Origin of the sequence: Serratia sp. CY82433 (assembly GCF_052166535.1) — a bacterium.
GTDB classification, from domain to species: Bacteria; Pseudomonadota; Gammaproteobacteria; order Enterobacterales; family Enterobacteriaceae; genus Serratia; species Serratia sarumanii.
The window spans coordinates 1,369,620-1,388,515 of the sequence record NZ_JBJNOR010000001.1; the positions used below are offsets into that span (position 1 = coordinate 1,369,620).

Annotated in this window: 20 protein-coding genes and 3 tRNA genes; 7 read left to right on the forward strand and 16 right to left on the reverse strand. The window is 57.9% G+C overall.

Features of this window, described 5'->3' with window-relative positions; translation table 11 throughout:
- The first annotated feature begins 24 nt into the window (after window positions 1-24).
- Entirely contained in the window at window positions 25-441 is a 417-nt protein-coding gene (gene sufE, locus ACJ8PI_RS06810; protein ID WP_033646295.1) for a cysteine desulfuration protein SufE, read from the forward strand.
- Window positions 442-738: 297 nt separating this feature from the next.
- Entirely contained in the window at window positions 739-1,752 is a 1,014-nt protein-coding gene (locus ACJ8PI_RS06815; protein ID WP_033653930.1) for a L,D-transpeptidase family protein, read from the forward strand.
- 140 nt (window positions 1,753-1,892) lie between these two features.
- On the opposite strand, the gene ACJ8PI_RS06820 is transcribed toward ACJ8PI_RS06815, so the two are convergent.
- The 7 genes from ACJ8PI_RS06820 to ACJ8PI_RS06850 all read right to left on the reverse strand — a co-directional run bounded on the left by ACJ8PI_RS06820 (window position 1,893) and on the right by ACJ8PI_RS06850 (window position 6,489).
- Complete coding sequence (locus ACJ8PI_RS06820) at window positions 1,893-2,129, reverse strand: major outer membrane lipoprotein (protein WP_004931354.1); 237 nt, start codon at window positions 2,127-2,129, stop codon at window positions 1,893-1,895.
- A gap of 308 nt (window positions 2,130-2,437) precedes the next feature.
- A complete protein-coding gene (gene pykF / locus ACJ8PI_RS06825) occupies window positions 2,438-3,850 on the reverse strand; it encodes a pyruvate kinase PykF (RefSeq protein ID WP_033638367.1) in 1,413 nt (470 codons plus the stop codon).
- A 393-nt stretch (window positions 3,851-4,243) separates the two neighbouring features.
- On the reverse strand, window positions 4,244-4,549 hold the full coding sequence (locus tag ACJ8PI_RS06830; protein WP_041034891.1) for a cupin: 306 nt from the start codon (window positions 4,547-4,549) through the stop codon (window positions 4,244-4,246).
- A gap of 111 nt (window positions 4,550-4,660) precedes the next feature.
- Window positions 4,661-4,737 (reverse strand) — tRNA-Val (locus ACJ8PI_RS06835).
- 20 nt (window positions 4,738-4,757) lie between these two features.
- Window positions 4,758-4,834, reverse strand: a tRNA-Val gene (locus ACJ8PI_RS06840).
- A 20-nt stretch (window positions 4,835-4,854) separates the two neighbouring features.
- Window positions 4,855-4,931, reverse strand: a tRNA-Val gene (locus ACJ8PI_RS06845).
- A gap of 181 nt (window positions 4,932-5,112) precedes the next feature.
- Window positions 5,113-6,489 carry an MATE family efflux transporter gene (locus ACJ8PI_RS06850; protein WP_033638369.1) on the reverse strand — a complete coding sequence of 459 codons (1,377 nt, stop codon included), beginning with the start codon at window positions 6,487-6,489 and terminating at the stop codon, window positions 5,113-5,115.
- Between the two features lie 238 nt (window positions 6,490-6,727).
- Here ACJ8PI_RS06850 and ACJ8PI_RS06855 point away from each other — a divergent pair, with 238 nt between their 5' ends.
- Both ACJ8PI_RS06855 and ACJ8PI_RS06860 read left to right on the forward strand, forming a co-directional pair.
- On the forward strand, window positions 6,728-7,378 hold the full coding sequence (locus tag ACJ8PI_RS06855) for a riboflavin synthase (RefSeq protein WP_033638371.1): 651 nt from the start codon (window positions 6,728-6,730) through the stop codon (window positions 7,376-7,378).
- A 54-nt stretch (window positions 7,379-7,432) separates the two neighbouring features.
- Window positions 7,433-7,726, forward strand: coding sequence for an I78 family peptidase inhibitor (locus ACJ8PI_RS06860; RefSeq protein WP_016927929.1), 294 nt, complete (start codon window positions 7,433-7,435; stop codon window positions 7,724-7,726).
- A gap of 72 nt (window positions 7,727-7,798) precedes the next feature.
- Here the strand turns inward: ACJ8PI_RS06860 and cfa are convergent, their stop codons facing one another.
- On the reverse strand, window positions 7,799-8,950 hold the full coding sequence (gene cfa / locus ACJ8PI_RS06865) for a cyclopropane fatty acyl phospholipid synthase (RefSeq protein WP_033638372.1): 1,152 nt from the start codon (window positions 8,948-8,950) through the stop codon (window positions 7,799-7,801).
- Between the two features lie 345 nt (window positions 8,951-9,295).
- The gene (gene punC / locus ACJ8PI_RS06870; protein WP_033638373.1) at window positions 9,296-10,507 is read right to left on the reverse strand and encodes a purine nucleoside transporter PunC; all 1,212 of its coding nucleotides are present in this window, start codon (window positions 10,505-10,507) and stop codon (window positions 9,296-9,298) included.
- Between the two features lie 123 nt (window positions 10,508-10,630).
- Between punC and punR the strand changes: the two genes are divergently transcribed.
- Window positions 10,631-11,575, forward strand: coding sequence for a DNA-binding transcriptional activator PunR (punR, locus tag ACJ8PI_RS06875; RefSeq protein WP_033648176.1), 945 nt, complete (start codon window positions 10,631-10,633; stop codon window positions 11,573-11,575).
- Here punR and purR read toward each other — a convergent pair.
- A complete protein-coding gene (gene purR, locus ACJ8PI_RS06880; RefSeq protein WP_033638375.1) occupies window positions 11,572-12,597 on the reverse strand; it encodes an HTH-type transcriptional repressor PurR in 1,026 nt (341 codons plus the stop codon). The two genes, punR and purR, sit on opposite strands and share 4 nt — an antisense overlap.
- Before the next feature lie 324 nt (window positions 12,598-12,921).
- On the opposite strand from purR, the gene cydH reads away from it, so the two are divergent.
- A complete protein-coding gene (cydH, locus tag ACJ8PI_RS06885) occupies window positions 12,922-13,011 on the forward strand; it encodes a cytochrome bd-I oxidase subunit CydH (protein ID WP_019455989.1) in 90 nt (29 codons plus the stop codon).
- Window positions 13,012-13,072: 61 nt separating this feature from the next.
- Here the strand turns inward: cydH and sodB are convergent, their stop codons facing one another.
- Together sodB and ACJ8PI_RS06895 are read right to left on the reverse strand one after the other, a co-directional pair.
- Window positions 13,073-13,651: a superoxide dismutase [Fe] gene (gene sodB, locus ACJ8PI_RS06890; protein ID WP_004931333.1), complete on the reverse strand. Its 579-nt coding sequence runs from the start codon at window positions 13,649-13,651 to the stop codon at window positions 13,073-13,075.
- A 199-nt stretch (window positions 13,652-13,850) separates the two neighbouring features.
- Window positions 13,851-14,669: a C40 family peptidase gene (locus ACJ8PI_RS06895; RefSeq protein WP_033638376.1), complete on the reverse strand. Its 819-nt coding sequence runs from the start codon at window positions 14,667-14,669 to the stop codon at window positions 13,851-13,853.
- A gap of 416 nt (window positions 14,670-15,085) precedes the next feature.
- On the opposite strand from ACJ8PI_RS06895, the gene ACJ8PI_RS06900 reads away from it, so the two are divergent.
- Window positions 15,086-15,433: a Grx4 family monothiol glutaredoxin gene (locus ACJ8PI_RS06900; RefSeq protein ID WP_004931329.1), complete on the forward strand. Its 348-nt coding sequence runs from the start codon at window positions 15,086-15,088 to the stop codon at window positions 15,431-15,433.
- A gap of 68 nt (window positions 15,434-15,501) precedes the next feature.
- Here ACJ8PI_RS06900 and rnt read toward each other — a convergent pair whose 3' ends face one another.
- The 4 genes from rnt to ACJ8PI_RS06920 all read right to left on the reverse strand — a co-directional run bounded on the left by rnt (window position 15,502) and on the right by ACJ8PI_RS06920 (window position 18,822).
- Entirely contained in the window at window positions 15,502-16,185 is a 684-nt protein-coding gene (rnt, locus tag ACJ8PI_RS06905) for a ribonuclease T (RefSeq protein ID WP_016927925.1), read from the reverse strand.
- A gap of 78 nt (window positions 16,186-16,263) precedes the next feature.
- Complete coding sequence (gene gloA, locus ACJ8PI_RS06910; RefSeq protein ID WP_004931325.1) at window positions 16,264-16,671, reverse strand: lactoylglutathione lyase; 408 nt, start codon at window positions 16,669-16,671, stop codon at window positions 16,264-16,266.
- A gap of 337 nt (window positions 16,672-17,008) precedes the next feature.
- Window positions 17,009-18,112: an alkene reductase gene (locus ACJ8PI_RS06915; RefSeq protein ID WP_033638377.1), complete on the reverse strand. Its 1,104-nt coding sequence runs from the start codon at window positions 18,110-18,112 to the stop codon at window positions 17,009-17,011.
- Window positions 18,113-18,201: 89 nt separating this feature from the next.
- The gene (locus tag ACJ8PI_RS06920) at window positions 18,202-18,822 is read right to left on the reverse strand and encodes a TetR/AcrR family transcriptional regulator (protein WP_033648177.1); all 621 of its coding nucleotides are present in this window, start codon (window positions 18,820-18,822) and stop codon (window positions 18,202-18,204) included.
- Window positions 18,823-18,896: the final 74 nt, after the last annotated feature.

Sequence of the window (18,896 nt, forward strand, 5' to 3'; positions counted from 1 at the left end):
CCCCGGCGGTACAAAAGGATCCCCATGGCGAATTTGCCGGACAAAGATAAATTGGTGCGTAATTTCTCCCGCTGTTTGAACTGGGAGGAGAAATACCTGTACGTGATTGAACTCGGCGCCAAATTGCCGCCGCTGGACGAGGCCGAGCGGCAGGCCGGCAACCTGATCTCCGGCTGTCAGAGCCAGGTATGGATCGTGATGCGCCGTGATGAGCAGGGGCAGGTCGAGTTTCACGGCGACAGCGACGCGGCGATCGTCAAAGGGCTGCTGGCGGTGGTGTTTATTCTTTATCGTCAATTGACGCCACAGCAGATCGTCGATCTCGATGTGCGGCCGTTTTTCAGCGAGTTGGCGCTCAGCCAACATCTGACGCCTTCGCGTTCACAGGGGTTGGAGGCGATGATCCGCGCCATTCGCAGCAAAGCGGCGCAGCTGGCCTGACCCATAACGCCCGTATCCTCAAGGCTCATTGATACCTTCGCTTTGTCAATGAGTCTTTACAATCCGCAGTTTTCCCCTGGGCAATGCTCCCAATTCAGTGATATTTCAGCAGCTTACCTATTGACGTTTCGTTGACAATCAGCGGCGGCGATTACGTTATAACGTGTTGATTTTTAGAGGACTTATTGCCTTTGATACCAGCGTTGCTAGTATTAATCAGGTATTGTCTGATTTACCCACCGCCAGGCGCTCGTTAGCCTTGGGGGCGAACCGTCATAAAAAAATATAGGGATGATAATGAAACGTGCGTTGAGTTTAATGGGCATGGTCTTCGCCACCGTATTGGCCGGCACTCAGGCCGCCAGTGCGACCGAGTACCCGCTGCCGCCGCCGGACAGCCGTCTGATCGGTGAAAACACCACTTATACCGTGCCAAACGACGGCCGTCCGCTGGAGGCGATCGCCGCCGACTACAAGATCGGCCTGCTGGGCATGCTGGAAGCCAACCCCGGCACTGACCCGTTCCTGCCCAAGCCGGGTACGGTGCTGACCATTCCGACCCAAATGCTGCTGCCTGACACCAAGCGTGAAGGGATCATCGTCAACCTGGCCGAGCTGCGTCTTTACTACTACCCGAAAGGCGAGAACAAAGTGATCGTCTATCCGATCGGTATCGGCCAGACCGGGATGCACACGCCGCTGGAGGTGACCTCCGTCAGCCAGAAGATCCCTAACCCGACCTGGACGCCAACCGCCAATATCCGCAAACGCTATCAGTCCCAGGGCGTGACGCTGCCAGCGGTGGTGCCGGCCGGCCCTGAGAACCCGATGGGGTTGTTCGCCCTGCGTCTGGCGATGGGGCGCGGTGAATACCTGATCCACGGCACCAACGCCAACTTCGGTATCGGCATGCGCGTCAGCTCCGGCTGCATTCGTCTGCGTCCGACGGATATCGAAGCGCTGTTCAATCAGGTGCCGCGCGGTACGCGGGTGCAGGTGATCAACGATCCGGTGAAGATTTCGGTTGAGCCGGACGGCAAACGCTATGTGGAAGTGCATCAGCCGCTGTCGCGGGTAGAAAGCGACGATCCGCAGACCATGCCGATTGCGTTGTCTAAAGCGGAGAAAGCCTTCGCTGCGGATGCTCAGACCGATCGCGCCGTGTTCGATAGCGCGGTTGTACGCCGTTCTGGCATGCCGGTGCTGGTCAACGTAGGGGAGAGCCCGTCGGCGGTGAGTTTGACGCCTGCAGCGACGCCTGAGGCGAATAAGAGCCCATTCAAGGCAGCGCCAATCAGTTCCGTGAACTAAGTTTGCAGGATTGTGTGGTCGAAGAGGGGTTCAGCGTGCTGAGCCTCTTTTTTTGCCTGCGGTGCAGGAAAAACCAGTCCAAGGGACAGGCAAAAAAAAACGGCGCACAATGTGCGCCGTTTTCAATAACCAAAGCTATCTTACTTTTTGTAAGCGTGAGCTTGGTTGTCCAGACGCTGGTTAGCGCGTGCTGCGTCGTCTTTAGCAGCTTGAACGTCAGAACGCATTGCGTTCACGTCGTTGCTCAGCTGATCAACTTTAGCGTTCAGAGTCTGAACGTCAGAAGACAGTTGATCGATTTTAGCGTTGCTAGAGCAGCCAGCCAGCAGAGTGGAACCCAGGATTACCGCGCCCAGTACCAGTTTAGTACGATTCATTATAACACCCTCTAGATTGAGTTAATCTCCATGTAGCGTTACAAGTATTACACAAACTTTTTTCGAAAGAGAATAATTTTTTAGTGTTGAGGTGCTTTATTTTGATCGTTCGCTCAAACTTGCATCTGGTTTTACAAATTAGTTAAAAAAACGAGGGAAAACAGCCGGCTTCCATGGGACTACTCCGATTCTTTATTAGCTAAATAATGAGCGGATCGCGGTTGCGTTTTGAGAAAAATAGTTTACTGCCGATAAAAAAAACGCCGCAAAGCGGCGTTTTGATCAAGGCAATTATGTCACGTTTTATATTACAGCACGTGTACCGAGGCAGTGTTGGTGGTGCCGCTCGGCACCAGCGCGCCGGAAACCATCACCACGACGTCGCCTTTCTGTGCCAGGCCGCTGGCCAGGGCGGCTTCTTTACCGATGCGGTAGAAGTCGTCGGTAGAGGCGATTTCCTTGACCATCTGCGGGATGACGCCCTTGCTCAGCACCAGCTGGTGCGCGGTGGTTTCATTGGTGGTCAGCGCCAGGATCACCGCGTTCGGGAAGTATTTACGCACGGATTTCGCTGACTTGCCGCCGCTGGTGGCGACCACGATCAGCGGCGCGTCCAGTTTCTCGGCGGTTTCAACCGCACCCCGGCACACCGCTTCGGTGATGCGCAGCTTGCGGCGATCGTTCAGGGCGTCGATGCGGCTTGGCATCACGCGATCGGTACGCTCGCAGATGGTCGCCATGATGTTGACCGCTTCCAGCGGGTATTTGCCCTTGGCGCTCTCGCCGGACAGCATGACGGCATCGGTGCCGTCCAGGATGGCGTTGGCAACGTCGCCGGCTTCCGCGCGGGTAGGGCGCGGGTTCTTGATCATGGAATCGAGCATCTGAGTGGCGGTGATCACCACTTTACGCGCGCGGTTGCATTTCTCGATCATCATCTTCTGGGCGAAGATCACTTCTTCGACCGGGATCTCCACGCCCAAGTCGCCACGGGCAACCATGATGCCGTCGGACGCTTCGAGGATCTCGTCGAAGTTGTTCAGGCCTTCCTGGTTTTCGATCTTGGAGATGATCTGGATTTGCTCGCCGCCGTGGGCTTTCAGGTGTTCGCGGATCTCCAGCACGTCGGAGCGTTTGCGGATGAAGGACGCCGCCACGAAGTCGACGCCTTGCTCGCAGCCGAAGATCAGGTCGCGTTTGTCTTTTTCGGCCAGCGCAGGCAGCTGGATGGATACGCCCGGCAGGTTGACGCCCTTGTTCTCGCCCAGGTCGCCGTTGTTCAGCACTTTACAAACGACTTCGTTCTCGGTCACGTTGGTGACTTCCATGCCGATCAGGCCGTCGTCAACCAGCACGGTATTGCCGATCTTCAGGTCGGCAGCGAAGCCGGCGTAGGTGACCGCCACGCGTTCGCTGTTGCCGATCACGCTCTGGTCGGTGGTGAAAGTGAAGGTTTGGCCGGCGACCAGCGAGGCGTCTTTGCCGCCTTCCAGTTTCATGGTGCGAATTTCCGGGCCTTTGGTATCCAGCAGGATGCCGGCGTTGATGCCGGTTTTCGCCATCACGGCGCGCATGTTCTTGATGCGGTTGCCGTGCTCTTCATAGTCGCCGTGAGAGAAGTTGAGACGCATCACGTTCATGCCCGCATTGAGCAGGTTGGTCAGCATTTCTTCCGATTCGGTTTTTGGACCGATGGTACAAACAATTTTGGTCTTTTTCATGGCGGAGTTTTCTACAAGTTGTGATGGATAAAAAAACGAATTTGACCGGCGCGGTTTACGCCGGTAGGGAATTTGGGCCGTGCCTGGTGGTGAAAAACATAGTTAAGGATAGGTGACGACAGTTGAAGTGGGGCGGAAAAATTCAGCCCGCGCGGGGGCGCGGGGATGCTGCGCAACGGGGTAAGATCACATCGTGTTGTTATTGCGTTTTCGCAGATCAAGGGCTGAAACCATTCAACTGATAGACGTTGCGCATTATAAAGGCTAAGCGGCGGGAAACAAAATAAAAAACCGCGGCGGTGCGGCGGATATAGCAAAACGGGGCCAAATGTGGCGCAAATGCAACGCGTTGTGGGCCGCTTGTTGCGCAAATAACCTTTCTGTAAATATGGCTTACCGCGTTAGGGGGATTTCCAGCAGCACGCCGGCGCTCAGGCAGAAGCAGCCGCTGGCGACGTTGGCCGGCAATATCAGGCTCTCACCGGCCCGCACCACTCGCGTATCGCCGCCGAGAGTGAACTCGAATTCACCGGATATCACTCGGGTTTGCAGCGCGTGCGGGGGCTTTTGCAACTGGCCGAAGGCGCCGGCTTCGAAACGCACTTCCGCCGCCGGCGAACCGTCGCTCATCACGCCTTCACGGCGGGCAAGGCCATTGTCGAGCGGCAAAAAGGCGGTTTTGGCGGTAAAAATGGTCATGTGGCGTTCCTGATGACGGTAGCACGGCGCGATCGACATAACGAGCAGGCGGTCGGGCAGAGACGAAATAACGGGAAGTATAACGCGACAGGGGGAGGTGAATCAGCAATATGGTGCGTCCGAGTGGACTCGAACCACCGACCCCCACCATGTCAAGGTGGTGCTCTAACCAACTGAGCTACGGACGCACTGCGCTGCTTCTGAAATTTGGTGCGTCCGAGTGGACTCGAACCACCGACCCCCACCATGTCAAGGTGGTGCTCTAACCAACTGAGCTACGGACGCACTGTACTGCTTCAGGAATTTGGTGCGTCCGAGTGGACTCGAACCACCGACCCCCACCATGTCAAGGTGGTGCTCTAACCAACTGAGCTACGGACGCATCTTTTCCTGTCTGTCATGGCTGACAGCGGGGACGAATATTAACGAGCTACCCGCGTGCTGGCAAGGGGAAAAGCGCAATTTTATTTGGTATTTCACGCGATTGCTGAGGTTGTGCGCAGTCCGGCGTTTTTTTCCGCAAACCGCAGCCCGGCCGGGGATGAAACCGGCCGGGAGCGGATTCAGCGCGTGGATCGCTGCAGGATGACGGTGGTCGGCTGTTTCTGCAGCCAGCGCATGCGCAGCGCCATCATGATGGCGGCGAAGGTCAGGCCGATGATAAAGCCAATCCAGAAACCGCTCGGCCCCATCGCCGGCACCACCGCGTCGGTTAACGCCAGCAGATAGCCGCTCGGCAGGCCCAACACCCAATAAGCAATGAAGGTGATGAAGAAGATCGCGCGGGTATCTTTATAACCACGCAGCACGCCGCTGCCGATCACCTGGACAGAATCCGAGATCTGGTACAGCGCCGCCAGCAGCATCAGCTGCGAGGCCATCGCCACCACCGCCGGGCTGTCGTTGTACAGTAGGGCGATCGGTTCGCGGAAGGCGGCGGTAAACAGCGCGGTGCAGACGGCCATGGTGATGCCGACGCCGATGGCGGAGTAAGCGGCGACGCGCGCACCTTCGACCGAGCCTTCCCCCAGACGATAACCGACGCGGATGGTGGCGCCGACGCCCAGCGACAGCGGCAGTACGAACATCAGCGCGCTGAAGTTAAGCGCGATCTGGTGGCCGGCGACCGCGACGATCCCCAGTGGCGACACCAGCAGCGCCACCACGGCGAACAGAGTGACTTCGAAGAACAGCGCCAGCGCCACCGGCATGCCGATGCCGATCAGGCGTTTCAGCGCCGCCCAGTCCGGGCCGCCGAGATCGCCGGTTTGGCGTTTGATGTCGCGCTGCGACGGCGCGCGCTTCACGTAGCCGCGCATCATCAGGAACATGATCCAGTAGACGCTGCCGGTGGCGACGCCGCAGCCGACGCCGCCCAGCTCCGGCATGCCGAATTTGCCGTAGATGAAGATGTAGTTGATCGGGATATTCACCAGCAGGCCGAGGAAGCCGATCACCATGCCGGGCTTGGTTTTGGACAGCCCCTCGCACTGGTTGCGCATCACCTGAAAGAACAGATAACCCGGCGCCCCCCACATGATGGCGTGCAGATAACCGACGGCTTTATCCGCCAGCTGCGGATCGATGTTGTGCATCATGTCGATGACGAACTTGCAGTTATACAGCACGACGATCAGCAGCACGGACACGCCGGAAGCCAGCCAAAAACCCTGGCGCACCTGGTGAGCGATGCGATCGCGACGCCCGGCGCCGTTGAGCTGGGCGATAACCGGGGTCAGTGCCAGCAGCAGGCCGTGGCCGAACAGGATGGCCGGCAGCCAGATTGAAGTGCCGACCGCAACCGCCGCCATGTCGGTGGCGCTGTAAGCGCCGGCCATGATGGTATCCACCACGCCCATGGCGGTTTGCGATATTTGCGCGATGATGACCGGGATAGCGAGAGCCAATAAACTACGCGCTTCAATTAAGTACTTCTGCACGCATACACCTTTTCTATTTATATATGTGGGAGGGAGGGCTGCCGCGAGAGGACAACAATTAAAATAGCGGAATTTTGTCAAAAAGATTGTACCTGCTCGGCGTCGTTAAGCAAACGCCGCAGATAAATAGTTATTAAATGCGCAGCCATTCGTTTTTTGCCGTCGCGGATTTGGTTTTCAGCGCCAACTGGGGCAAACTGCCGATAGCGTTTTAACCTATTTAGTAAAAGAGGCACATATGTTCACCGGTATCGTACAAGGCACCGCGCCGCTGGTCGCCATTGATGAGAAACCCAATTTCCGCACCCACGTGATCGAAATGCCTGCCGAGCTGCTGCCGGGGCTGGAGCTGGGCGCGTCGGTGGCCCATAACGGCTGCTGCCTGACCGTCACCGCGGTGGAAGGCAACCGCGTCAGCTTCGATTTGATTAAAGAAACGCTGCGCCTGACCAACCTCGGCGATCTGGCGCTGGGCGACATCGTCAATATCGAGCGCGCGGCGAAGTTCAATGACGAAATTGGCGGCCATTTGATGTCCGGCCATATTATCTGCACGGCGGAAGTGGCCAAGATTTATACCTCGGAAAATAACCGGCAGGTATGGCTGCGCATGCCGAATGCCGAATTGATGAAATATGTGCTGCACAAAGGCTTCATCGGCATCGACGGCATTAGCCTGACCATCGGCGAAGTGGTGAATAACCGTTTCTGCGTGCACCTGATCCCGGAAACGCTGGATCGCACCACGCTGGGTAAGAAACGCCTGGGTGACAAGGTGAACATCGAGATCGATCCGCAAACGCAGGCGGTGGTGGACACCGTCGAGCGCGTGCTGGCCAATCGGGAAGCGGCGCTGGCGGCGGCGATGGCGCCGGCGCACAAAGACTGACAGCGATTCGGGCGTTGCCGCCGGAATCGAATCATAAGCAGAGAGGAGAAACGCGTGAAGTTTTATGGGAAAACGTTGTTGTTAACCGCGTTGCTGGCGCTGAGCGCCTGCAGCAGTTCGCCTGAGCAGGGCGCGGGCGCGCAAATGGCCGATGCGGATGATACCTGCGGCGCTTCGCAGTATCAAAACTTCGTCGGCAAACCGATGACCTCGCTGGAAGGCGTGCGGATCGACGCCAAGGTGCGCGCCATTCCGTACAACTCTGCCGTCACCATGGATTTCAACCTGCGCCGCCTGAACTTCCTTGGCGACAGCGACGATAAAATCATCCGCGTTTATTGCGGTTAACCCGCAGGGTCCAAAAGAGCAAAAAAAAGCCCCGGCAATGATGTTGCCGGGGTTTTTTTATCGGGAAAGCATTCAGCGGGCGACGCGGATGCCGCCTTCAACGCCTTTGGGGCTGAACACCACCTGCCACAGCTGCAGATCGCGCGCCCGGAATGCGCCGGCGCAGGCGTTCAGGTAATAGCTGAACATCCGCTCGAAGCGTTCGGAATAGCGCGGGGCAAGCTGCGGCCACGCCTGTTTGAAGCGCTCGAACCAGGCCATCAGCGTGCGGTCGTAGTCGGCGCCGATGTTGTGCCAGTCTTCCATCACGAAATGGCCCTCGCTGGCTTCGGCGATATGGCTCACTGAAGGCAGGCAGCCGTTCGGGAAAATGTACTTGTTGATCCACGGATCGACGTTCATGTCGGTTTTGTTGGAGCCGATGGTGTGCAGCAGGAACAGACCGTGCGGCGCCAGATTGCGTTCTACCACATTGAAATAGGTGCGGTAGTTTTTCGGCCCGACGTGCTCGAACATGCCGACGGACACGATGCGATCGAACTGCTGATGCAGATCGCGGTAATCCTGCAGCAGGATCTGCACATCCAGCCCGGCGCAGCGCGCCTGAGCCAGCTTCTGCTGTTCTGCGGAGATGGTCACGCCGACCACCGATACGCCGTAATTTTTTGCCGCATAGGCGGAGAGGCCGCCCCAGCCGCAGCCTATGTCCAGCAAGCGCATGCCCGGTTGCAGCTGCAGTTTCTCGCAGATCATCCGCAGCTTGGCTTCCTGTGCCTCCTCCAGCGTGGTGGCGTCTTTCCAGTAGCCGCAGGAATATTGCATGTAAGGATCGAGCATCAGGGTAAACAGATCGTTGCCGAGATCGTAATGTTCTTTGCCGACGATCCAGGCGCGCTTTTTCGATTGCAGATTGGTCAGGCGCGCGGCGGCGATACGCAGGGTATCTTTCAGGTGGTGGGGGAGTTTCTTCTCCAGCCCGGCGCTGACCACGCGCTGGAAGAACATATCCAGCCGCTCGCATTCCCACCAGCCGTCCATATAGCTTTCGCCCAGGCCCAGCGAACCTTGCTGCAAAACGCGTTTAAAGAAATCGGGGTTTTTAACCTGAATATCGAAGGGGCGCGAACCGTTGATTTCAATGCCGGCCAGGCCGAGCATTTCGTGCGCGATACGGTACCACTGATTGTCCTGGATGCTCAGATCTTCTATACACGATGAACTCATAGCTTCTCCATCACCTTCTTCTGACTGATGACCCGTTAGGAAACAGCTTAGACAATTTCTGCGGGTGCATACGTTTACCGGCGGAAAATAGGCCCGCGGCGTCTGATATCCGACTATGAACAGAGGAAATTTAAAGAAGCGACCCGGCGCGAACGGCGCGGGATAAACGCATCCTTAAAAAAAAGAGTGTGACGCAAAGCGCGTACACAAGCGCTAATTGAGATATAGAGATTATAAGGTGTTACTTTACAAGGTTGTTTTTGAGTATAGGCGTGCCGAGGCGTTGACTCAACTGTAAATCGCACTCGGCACGCATATTCTTTAAGTGATTATTAAACTTGGCAATTATGACGCTGAGTTAGCATGTTCCCGCTGCGGCTTTTGCTGCGCATCGGCCGCTTTTCCCCGCTGCAGGAAATACCCCAGCGCGGCCAGGATTACCGTAGACACCATCACCGTCACCGTCGCCAACAGCGGCTGGGCAATAAATGCCGACACCAGCATGCTCGCCACAAAGCACAGCCCCAACTGCAGCGTATTTTGCAGCGCGGCGGCCTTGCCGCTGCTTTCCGGGAACGGCATCAGCGCATTCGCCACCATGATCGGGTAGCCGGCGCCGTTGACCAGCGCCATCACGCAGAATGGGATCAGCAGCGTAGTGAGCGTCGGATCGGTCAGGGTCGCCACCAGATACAGCGCCACCATGCTGACACCATAAGCTACCAGCAGCCACGGCAGCAGGGTTTTGCCGTTGATGCGCTTGAGCGCGGCGCGGCAGCCGTAGCCACCCAGCAGGAAGGCCAGCGTTTGCGGCACATAGCTCAGGCCGATATCGCTCGGGCTGTAGCCCATGTCACCGAGGATGAACGGCGAGCCGGTCAGCCAGGCGAAGAAGCCGGCCGAGCAGGCGGCGTACATGGCGACGTTGCCGCTGAACACCGGGGATCTCAACAGTTGCCAAAAGCTGACGCCGTTTTTTGGCGCATCGGCGCTGGGCTGCGTTTTGGCGCGCTCTTTGAGCAGAAGCGTTGGCAGCAGCAGCAGCGCGGTGATGGCCAACAGTGCGGCGAAGATCGCGCGCCAGCTGGCGTGGTTCAGCAACCAGGCGCCGAGCAGCGGTGCCAGCGCCGGCGACAGCGCTACCAGCGGCATAATGGTGGCGAACACGCGGTTGGCCTGGCCTTCGCGGTAACGGTCAACCACCAGCGCTTGCCAGATGGCGGCGGCGGCGCAGACGCCGACGGCCTGAATAAAGCGCAGGATCCAGAGCTGCACGGCGTTTTCCACCCACAGCATGCCCAGGCAACCGAGGGCGAACAGCGTCAGCCCGATCAATAATACCGGTTTGCGGCCCAGACGGTCGGAGAGCGGCCCCCACAGCAGCTGCGCGAAGGCGAAGCCGGCCAGGAAGATGCTCAGGCTGGCGCTCACCGCGCCGGCGGAAATTTGCAGTTCCTCCCGCATGGCGCCGAAGGCGGGCAGGTACATATCGGTCGCCAGATAACCCAGCATGCTCAGGCCGGCGAGGTAGAACATAAAGCCAAAGGAATTTCGCATGGTATTTCTCGTTAATATTTTAATGTCGCAGGTTTTTAGCGCCGGCCAGTGTATCCGGCTGGATCTCTGCTTGTGAAACGGTAATATTTGCAAAGTGCTGTTAAAAAAATTGAAGGCAAGGCGATGTGGTCTGAATATTCTCTTGAAGTGGTCGATGCGGTGGCGCGCACCGGCAGTTTCAGCGCGGCGGCGCAGGAGCTGCACCGGGTGCCGTCGGCCGTCAGCTATACCGTACGGCAGCTGGAGCAATGGCTGGCGGTGCCGCTGTTTGAGCGGCGTCATCGCGATGTGGAGTTGACGCCCGCCGGTGCGCTGTTTATCAAAGATGCGCGAGTTGTTATCAAAAAAATGCTCGACACCCGCCGCCACTGTCAGCAGGTGGCCAACGGGTGGCGCGGCCAGCTGAATATCGCGGTCGACATCATCGTCAAACCGCAGCGCAGCCGCCAACTGGTGCTGGATTTCTACCGTCATTTCCCCGACGTCGAATTGATGCTGCAACCCGAGGTGTTCAACGGCGTGTGGGATGCCTTGGTGGACGGCAGGGCGGACATGGCGATCGGCGCCACGCGCGCGGTGCCGGTCGGCGGCGGCTTCGCCTTCCGCGACATGGGTTATATGAACTGGCTGTGTGTGGCCAGCCCGCAACATCCTCTCGCGCAGTTGACGGGGCCGCTGAATGACGATCAGCTGCGGCCGTACCCTTCGCTTTGCCTGGAGGACACCTCGCGCAATCTGCCCAAGCGCGTCACCTGGACGCTGGATAACCAGCGGCGGCTGGTGGTGCCGGATTGGACTTCGGCGCTCGACTGTTTGTGCGCCGGGCTGTGCGTCGGCATGATGCCGGCGCATCGGGCGCTGCCGCGGGTGCAGCGCGGTGAGCTGACGGCGTTGCAGCTGCAGCAGCCGTTTCCCGCCAGCCCTTGCTGCCTGACCTGGCAGCAGGATAAACCGTCACCGGCGATGAGCTGGCTGCTGGCGTATCTGGGCGATGGGGAGACGCTGAATCAGGAGTGGCTGAGCGAGGTGGAACCGGAAGCCGCGCAGGCTTCCGGCGCGGGGGATTAGCGGCGGTAGTCGATGAATGGGCCGTCGGCGACCGAGCGGCGTTCGATCAGCTTCGGATGCACTTCGATCACCTGCGACTCTTCGCGTTTGCTGATAATGCGATCCAGCAGCATGGTGAAGGCCATTTCGCCCAGACGCTCTTTCGGCTGGTGAATGGTGGTCAGCGCCGGGGTGAAGTAGCGGGCGTTGCGCACGTTGTCGTAGCCGATCACGGAAATATCCTGCGGCACCCGCAGCCCCAGCTCGTCGGCCGCGCAGATGGCGCCCATCGCCATGATATCGCCGCCGCAGAATACCGCGGTCGGCCGCTGTTTTTGCGACAGGATTTGGTGCATCGCCTTGTAGCCGGACTCCGGCTCGAAGTCACCCTGGACGATCCACTCTTCGCGAATGTCGATATGCGCTTCCTGCAGCGCCTTCATAAAGCCCTGGTGACGGCCGCCGCCGGTGTTGCGCGACAGCTGGCCCGGAATGGCGCCGATATCGCGGTGGCCGCGCTCGATCAGGTAACGGCCGGCCAGATAGCCGCCTTCGAACGCGTTATCGATGATGGTGTCGGTGAAGTCGCCGCGCGCGGCGCCCCAGTCCATCACCACCATCGGGATGTTGCGGTAATCTTCCAGCATGCCCAGCAGCTGATCCGGGTACTCGGAGCACATGACCAGCAGGCCGTCGACGCGCTTTTGCGCCAGCATCGCCAGGTAGGCGCGCTGCTTGTCCAGATTGTTGTGCGAGTTGCACAGGATCAGGGTGTAGCCTTTGCTGTAGCAGCTGTTTTCCACCGCCTCGATCACTTCGGCAAAGTAGGGTGCTTCGCTCGAGGTGGCCAGCAGGCCGATCGACTTGGTGTGATTGACTTTCAGGCTGCGCGCCACGGCGCTCGGCGAGTAGTGCAGCTCTTTGATGGCGGCCCACACGGCCGCTTTGGTCTCTTCGGCGACGAAACGAGTCTTATTGATGACGTGCGAAACGGTGGTGGTGGAAACGCCCGCGCGTTTGGCCACATCTTTAATCGTTGCCATGTAAGGAATGACTCCTGAACTCACATGTTTACAGCATGTAAGTGTGATGTTAATCGTTTGCCTACGTAGATCCTTCTCCAGAGAAGCGAAAACTGAGTTTTTAGTGTGTTGAAGTCTTCAGCGCTTAATCAGGAGGGGCATGGATGCCGGTACGCAGTTGTGAACTGCGAATTTTGTCGCATATTGAACAAAAGTGGAAGAGGTAATCGAGATTATAAACTGGGAAATGATAACAAGATTTTATCGGCGAACTGTGGGAAAATGATTTGACGTACTAATTGTACGCCTTTTATCCTTAGGAAAGCCCATTTTAAAGGAGTTGTCATGGATACCGAATTGAAGATGTCGCTGTTCACCACCGTCTGCGCCTTGGCGGTCATTATCGCTTTCAGCTTCGTTGCCGCGTTGAACTGATTTACCCCCGGTTATAAAAAAGGCGCAGCCTGGCTGCGCCTCATCACCTCAGAACCTGCGTTTACGCCAGGTTTTCCGCTGCGAAGGTCCAGTTGACCAACGCCCAGAAGTTTTCCAGGTATTTTGGACGCGCATTGCGGTAATCGATGTAATACGCGTGTTCCCACACGTCAACGGTCAGCAGCGGTTTGTCTTCACCGGTCAGCGGGGTGGCCGCGTTGGAGGTGTTGACGATCGCCAGCGCGCCGTCCGGTTTTTTCACCAGCCAGGTCCAACCGGCACCGAAGTTTTTCACTGCGGCATCGGTAAACTGCTCTTTGAACGCAGCGAAAGAACCGAAGGATTTGACGATCGCCGCCGCCAGTTCGCCCTGCGGTTCACCGCCGCCCTGTGGCGACAGGCAGTGCCAGTAGAAGGTGTGGTTCCACACCTGCGCGGCGTTGTTGAAGACGCCGCCGTTTGAGGTCTTGATGATCTCTTCGAGCGATTTGCCCTCGAACTCGCTGCCTTTCACCAGGTTGTTCAGGTTAACCACGTAGGTGTTGTGGTGTTTGCCGTAGTGGTATTCCAGGGTCTCGGCGGAGATGTGCGGCTCGAGCGCGTTTTTCTCATACGGTAATGCAGGTAATTCAAACGACATTGCTTCCTCCTTTACAGCGCCACTCTTTTTCCGCCGGAGCGGGAGCCGAATGGGCCGTTTTTTATTGTGGTCTTTCAATCTTAACAATTTTCATCATAAAAAACAGGAAGAAAAGCGAGAAATGCGCGTGAGGCGGTGTGATGGGTGATAGCTTGAGCAGGCGGTTGCGACCGGGGCCGCAACCGCGCAGAGCAGGGAATTAACGAATGGTTTTCGGCGTTACTACGCGGCGCGCGCCGATGTAGTGGTTTTGCCAATAGTCGTTGTCGAGCTGGCTGATGCGGATCTCTTCGCCGGTGCGCGGCGACTGGATGAATTTGCCGTTGCCGAGATAAACGCCGACATGATCCGCCACGCCGCGGTTGTTGATGCGGAAGAACACCAGATCGCCACTTTCCAGTTCGCTTTTCTTGATCGGCGCCGCGTCGCGCAGGTGGTACATCTCGTTGGCGGTGCGCGGCATCTTGATTTTTACCACGTCTTTATAGGCGTAATAGATAAGGCCGCTGCAGTCGAAACCGGTGCGCGGCGAGCTGCCGCCCCAGCGGTAAGGTTTGCCCATCTGGCCCATCAGCTTGGCCATCGCGGTCTGCTTGGCATGCTGATAGCGTTTTTTGTGCGCCGGGCTGAGTTTCAACGGTTTTTCATCACGCGCCAGCTTGGCGGTGGCCATACCGGCTTCGCGGTGGCGGCCGTAGCCTTTTTTGTAGCCCTTTTTCGGCGGGGTGACTTTAATCTTGGCGGTTTTCTGCGCTTTGGCCTTGGGTTTGGCGCTGGCGATCTTTTTCGCGCTTTTCTCGCTTTTCGCCTTGGCGGTCTTGGTTTTTTTCGCGGGGGCCGTCACTTTGGCTTTTTTAGCGGTTTTGTCCGCTTTCTTTTTTCTGCGGTCATCGGGCCGCGCTTCATTAGCATGGCTTTTACGCTGCTCGGCGGCAACACGCGCCTGTGGCGCAGCGTGCGCCAAATTGAAGAAGAGCTGCGTAAACAGCAGCGCAAAGAGCGTAAGAATTAAACGCATGTCGACGTCACCAACCTTGGCCCCGAAACGGATATCGAAAGAGTTACAGTATTCCCGAATTTCGCCATATAAAACAGCGAAGAACTCATAAATAATAATCCATATTGTGAGAAAACGTTAATGACATTTTTTTTGGTTCAAAATCAGCCCGTTGGTGTATGAAAAAGCGCCGGCAGGGGGCTATGGATATAATTAATCCGCGCCGTCAGCGCCGCGCAATATATTAGTGAAATGGTCGGATTAAAAATGTTATTCTCAACGTATGTTTTGACCGGAATGACGTGGCCGGTGAAACGCGATCGGCGGCGGGTGAATATCCTTGCAAAAGATGGCGTTTTCTTGCGACTGTTCCAGCCGCTACAATAGCCCGCGTGATGCATGTTGTAGCCATGAAATGTGGCTTGAGGAAGCAATAAATGACGACGACACTTGAAAAAATTCAGCACCAGATCGCTGAAAACCCGATTCTGCTGTACATGAAAGGTTCGCCAAAGCTGCCGAGCTGCGGCTTCTCCGCACAGGCTGTGCAAGCGCTGTCCGCCTGCGGCGAGCGTTTCGCTTACGTGGACATTCTGCAGAACCCGGACATCCGCGCCGAGCTGCCAAAATACGCCAACTGGCCGACGTTCCCGCAGCTGTGGGTAGACGGTGAGCTGGTCGGCGGTTGCGATATCATTATCGAAATGTATCAGCGCGGCGAACTGCAGCAGCTGATCAAAGAAACGGCAGAAAAGTATAAAGCGCAGGAAGACCAGCAGTCTTAATCGACGGGCTTGCGGTTATCGCGTAACGGGCGGCGCCAGTGCAAACTGGGCCGCCTTTTTCGTTGGGCTTATTCGGCGAGATCGCCGGCGGGCAGCGGCCAACCGCCGAGACGTTTCCAGCGATTAACCAGCTCGCAAAACAGCAGGGCGGTTTGCTCGGTGTCGTACAGCGCAGAGTGCGCCTGGCTGCTGTCGAACGGCATTCCGGCCGCGATACAGGCCTTCGCCAACACCGTTTGGCCCAGCACCAGGCCGCTCAGCGCGGCGGTGTCGAAGGTAGCGAACGGATGGAACGGGTTGCGCTTCAGGCCGGCGCGTTCGGCCGCGGCCATCAGGAAGCTGTGATCGAAGTTAGCGTTGTGCGCCACGATAATGGCACGGTTGCAACCGCGATCCTTGAGCCCTTTGCGCACCGCTTTGAAAATAGCGTGCAGCGCGTCATATTCGCTGACCGCGCCGCGCAGCGGGTTGTGCGGATCGATGCCGTTAAACGCCAGCGCTTCCGGCTGCAGGTTGGCGCCCTCGAAAGGCTCCACGTGGAAGTGCAGGGTTTCGTCCCGCTGCAGCCAGCCATCTTCATCCATTTTCAGCGTGACGGCGGCGATCTCCAGCAACGCATCGGTATTGGCGTTAAAGCCGGCGGTTTCAACATCTATTACTACGGGATAAAACCCACGAAAACGACCACTCAGGGCGTTAAGATCACTTTTTTCGGCCATCAGTTTCTTATCTTCATCGAATGCAGCGCGCATTATGGCAAATTTTGCGCCCGGTTGCAGGCGCTATCGCGCGGAGAATCAGCAGGGCGCAGCGCGCCCTGAAGGGGAGGCTTAGTGGCCGAGGCCCTGGCCGGCGTGTTTGTTTTCGATCAGCTCGATTTTGTAGCCGTCCGGATCCTCGACGAAGGCGATGACCGTGGTGCCGCCTTTCACCGGGCCGGCTTCGCGGGTGACCTTGCCGCCTGCGCGGCGGATGCTGTCGCAGGTGGCGGCAACGTCGTCCACGCCCAGCGCCAGGTGGCCGAAGGCGGTGCCCATGTCGTAGCTGTCGGTGCCCCAGTTATAGGTCAGTTCGATAACTGCGCCTTCGCTCTCTTCCGTATAGCCGACGAAAGCCAGGGAGTATTTGTACTCCGGGTTTTCGCTGGTGCGCAGCAGGCGCATGCCTAATACCTTGGTGTAGAAGTCGATGGCGCGTTGCAGGTCACCGACGCGGATCATGGTATGGAGTAAGCGCATAATTCCTCTGAATTGGCTGTGCCGTGGCAGACGGCGGGTGGATTGAAGCACAAGCGAGTATAGCCTTGTCCCGCAAGGGAATTCAACGTGACGAGTGCGTGACGATGTCACGTATTAGTTTTCCGTCAGCGCTGTCTAAATATTGATCGAGCGTACCGATCGATACAGAGTAATTGATCTGCACAATCAATTATCTATTCCAGCGGCAATCGTGTAAAAATTGAACGGCAATAGAGAACAACACCAGGGAACACCGGCCCGCCTCGTGCGGGCCTTTTTGCGCGCGGCGCACAAAAAAACGGCCATGCGATTGCGTGGCCGTTGGGGTCAGGAAGGGTTACTTCGCCAGAAACGGATAGTCGGTATAGCCTTCGGCGCCGCCGCCGTAGAAGGTTTCCGGCTTAGGTTCGTTCAGCGGAGCGTGCTGACGGAAACGCTCTACCAGATCCGGGTTGGCGATGTAGCTGCGGCCGAAGGCCACCGCGTCGATGAAGCCTTTTTCGATCAACGCTTCGGCTTTCTCGGCGGTGTAGGCGCCGGCGCCGACGATCACCCCGTTAAAGTGGGCGCGCACCGAGTCGCGGAAGGCGTCGGAATACGGTTTGCCGCCGGCCCAGTCCGGTTCGGAGATGTGCAGGTAAGCGATGTTGCGCTTATTCAGCTCTTCCACCAGATACAGCGCCGCTTCTTCCTGATCTTCACCGTTGTCTAGCCCGTTGAACGGCCCCAGCGGCGAGATGCGGATGCCGATGTGCTCGGAACCCCATTCGGCGATGGTGGCGTCGACCACTTCCAGCGTCAGGCGAGTGCGATTCTCGATGCTGCCGCCGTATTGATCGGTACGTTGGTTGGAGGCCGGTGACATGAATTGATGCAGCAAATAGCCGTGCGCAGCATGCAGTTCGATGAAGTCGAAGCCGGCTTCCCGCGCGTTGGCGGTCGCCTGGCGGAAATCGTTGACGATGCCCGGGATCTCGCTGGTTTCGAGCGCACGCGGCGTGGAGGTCGGCACGCGCACCCAGGCGCCGGTTTCATCACGCACGGTGGTGCGGGTTTCGGCGTTGATTGCCGAAGGGGCGACCGGTGCTTGCCCGCCCGGCTGCAGGCTGGCGTGGGAGATGCGGCCTACGTGCCACAGCTGCACGGCAATATGGCCGTTGTTGTCATGCACTGCCTGCGTGATGTTTTTCCATGCGGCGATCTGCTCCGGCGTATGCAACCCCGGCGCGCCGGCGTAGCCTTTCGCCTGGAAGGAAACCTGGGTCGCTTCGGTCACGATCAGGCCGGCGCTGGCGCGCTGTGCATAATATTCCGCCATCAGCGGCGTAGGAATGTCGCCCGGCTCGATGCTGCGCAAACGCGTCAGCGGAGCCATAAACACGCGGTTGGGCAGGGTGATGGCGCCAACCTTCAGCGGAGAGAGCAATTTTTCAGTCTTCATAGTGCATCCTGTATTTAATAGACCGGTCGTCTAGTAATGAGCGATAAAAAACCACGAACTGCATTTTCAATAAAAAGAAATTGTTACCGTTACGCTTGCGGCGGGCGCAGCAGCAACTCGATGCTTTCCAGCGCGCTGGTTAACGGCGCCAGCGAGTGACGGATCTTGGCGCGCAGCGAGGCACCGAGCCACAGTGAATACAGCGTTTCTGCGGTCGCCGCGGGGCTCATGGCCACCGACAGCGAGCCCTCGGCGATACCGCGCTCGATGGCCTCCTGCAGGTGGCCGATCACGCGAGCGGTGCCCGTTTCCAGCGCATGACGCATCGGTTCCGACAGATCGCTCACCTCGGCGGAAAGCTTCACCGCCAGGCAGGCGTTGTGGCATTCGCTGCGGCAGTGGTAGCTGATGGCCTGAGCGTAATAGCCGAGCAGCTGGTGGCGGGCATCGCCGCGCCTGTCGGCAAACAGCGCCTGCATTTGTGCGTCATAATGGGCGAAATAGCGTTGCAGCATCGCTTCGCCGAAGGCTTCCTTCGAGCGAAAATAGTGGTAGAACGAGCCTTTCGGCACGCCCGCAGTGGCCAGCAGTTCGCTCAGCCCCATGCCGGTAAAGCCCAGGCGCAGGCTGAGGGTTTCGCCGGTGGCGAGCAGATGTTCACGTGTATCCACGTTGCAATGCGTTGATTTGGTCATCATGGTGCCGAGCATAATAGACCGATTGGTCTAGGTCAATGGGAATAAAAAAACCGGCGCACAAAACGCCGGTTGTCTGCAAACTATTG

Excerpts from the sequence above, each read along its gene's own strand:
- ACJ8PI_RS06920 (WP_033648177.1), bottom strand. The coding sequence starts at position 18,822 with ATGCTCGGCACCATGATGACCAAATCAACGCATTGCAACGTGGATACA.
- ACJ8PI_RS06900 (WP_004931329.1), top strand. The coding sequence starts at position 15,086 with ATGACGACGACACTTGAAAAAATTCAGCACCAGATCGCTGAAAACCCG.
- rnt (WP_016927925.1), bottom strand. The coding sequence starts at position 16,185 with ATGCGCGCTGCATTCGATGAAGATAAGAAACTGATGGCCGAAAAAAGT.
- ACJ8PI_RS06895 (WP_033638376.1), bottom strand. The coding sequence starts at position 14,669 with ATGCGTTTAATTCTTACGCTCTTTGCGCTGCTGTTTACGCAGCTCTTC.
- ACJ8PI_RS06815 (WP_033653930.1), top strand. The coding sequence starts at position 739 with ATGAAACGTGCGTTGAGTTTAATGGGCATGGTCTTCGCCACCGTATTG.
- cfa (WP_033638372.1), bottom strand. The coding sequence starts at position 8,950 with ATGAGTTCATCGTGTATAGAAGATCTGAGCATCCAGGACAATCAGTGG.
- sufE (WP_033646295.1), top strand. The coding sequence starts at position 25 with ATGGCGAATTTGCCGGACAAAGATAAATTGGTGCGTAATTTCTCCCGC.
- pykF (WP_033638367.1), bottom strand. The coding sequence starts at position 3,850 with ATGAAAAAGACCAAAATTGTTTGTACCATCGGTCCAAAAACCGAATCG.
- ACJ8PI_RS06915 (WP_033638377.1), bottom strand. The coding sequence starts at position 18,112 with ATGAAGACTGAAAAATTGCTCTCTCCGCTGAAGGTTGGCGCCATCACC.
- purR (WP_033638375.1), bottom strand. The coding sequence starts at position 12,597 with ATGGCAACGATTAAAGATGTGGCCAAACGCGCGGGCGTTTCCACCACC.
- gloA (WP_004931325.1), bottom strand. The coding sequence starts at position 16,671 with ATGCGCTTACTCCATACCATGATCCGCGTCGGTGACCTGCAACGCGCC.
- punR (WP_033648176.1), top strand. The coding sequence starts at position 10,631 with ATGTGGTCTGAATATTCTCTTGAAGTGGTCGATGCGGTGGCGCGCACC.
- cydH (WP_019455989.1), top strand. The coding sequence starts at position 12,922 with ATGGATACCGAATTGAAGATGTCGCTGTTCACCACCGTCTGCGCCTTG.
- sodB (WP_004931333.1), bottom strand. The coding sequence starts at position 13,651 with ATGTCGTTTGAATTACCTGCATTACCGTATGAGAAAAACGCGCTCGAG.
- ACJ8PI_RS06830 (WP_041034891.1), bottom strand. The coding sequence starts at position 4,549 with ATGACCATTTTTACCGCCAAAACCGCCTTTTTGCCGCTCGACAATGGC.
- ACJ8PI_RS06820 (WP_004931354.1), bottom strand. The coding sequence starts at position 2,129 with ATGAATCGTACTAAACTGGTACTGGGCGCGGTAATCCTGGGTTCCACT.
- ACJ8PI_RS06855 (WP_033638371.1), top strand. The coding sequence starts at position 6,728 with ATGTTCACCGGTATCGTACAAGGCACCGCGCCGCTGGTCGCCATTGAT.
- punC (WP_033638373.1), bottom strand. The coding sequence starts at position 10,507 with ATGCGAAATTCCTTTGGCTTTATGTTCTACCTCGCCGGCCTGAGCATG.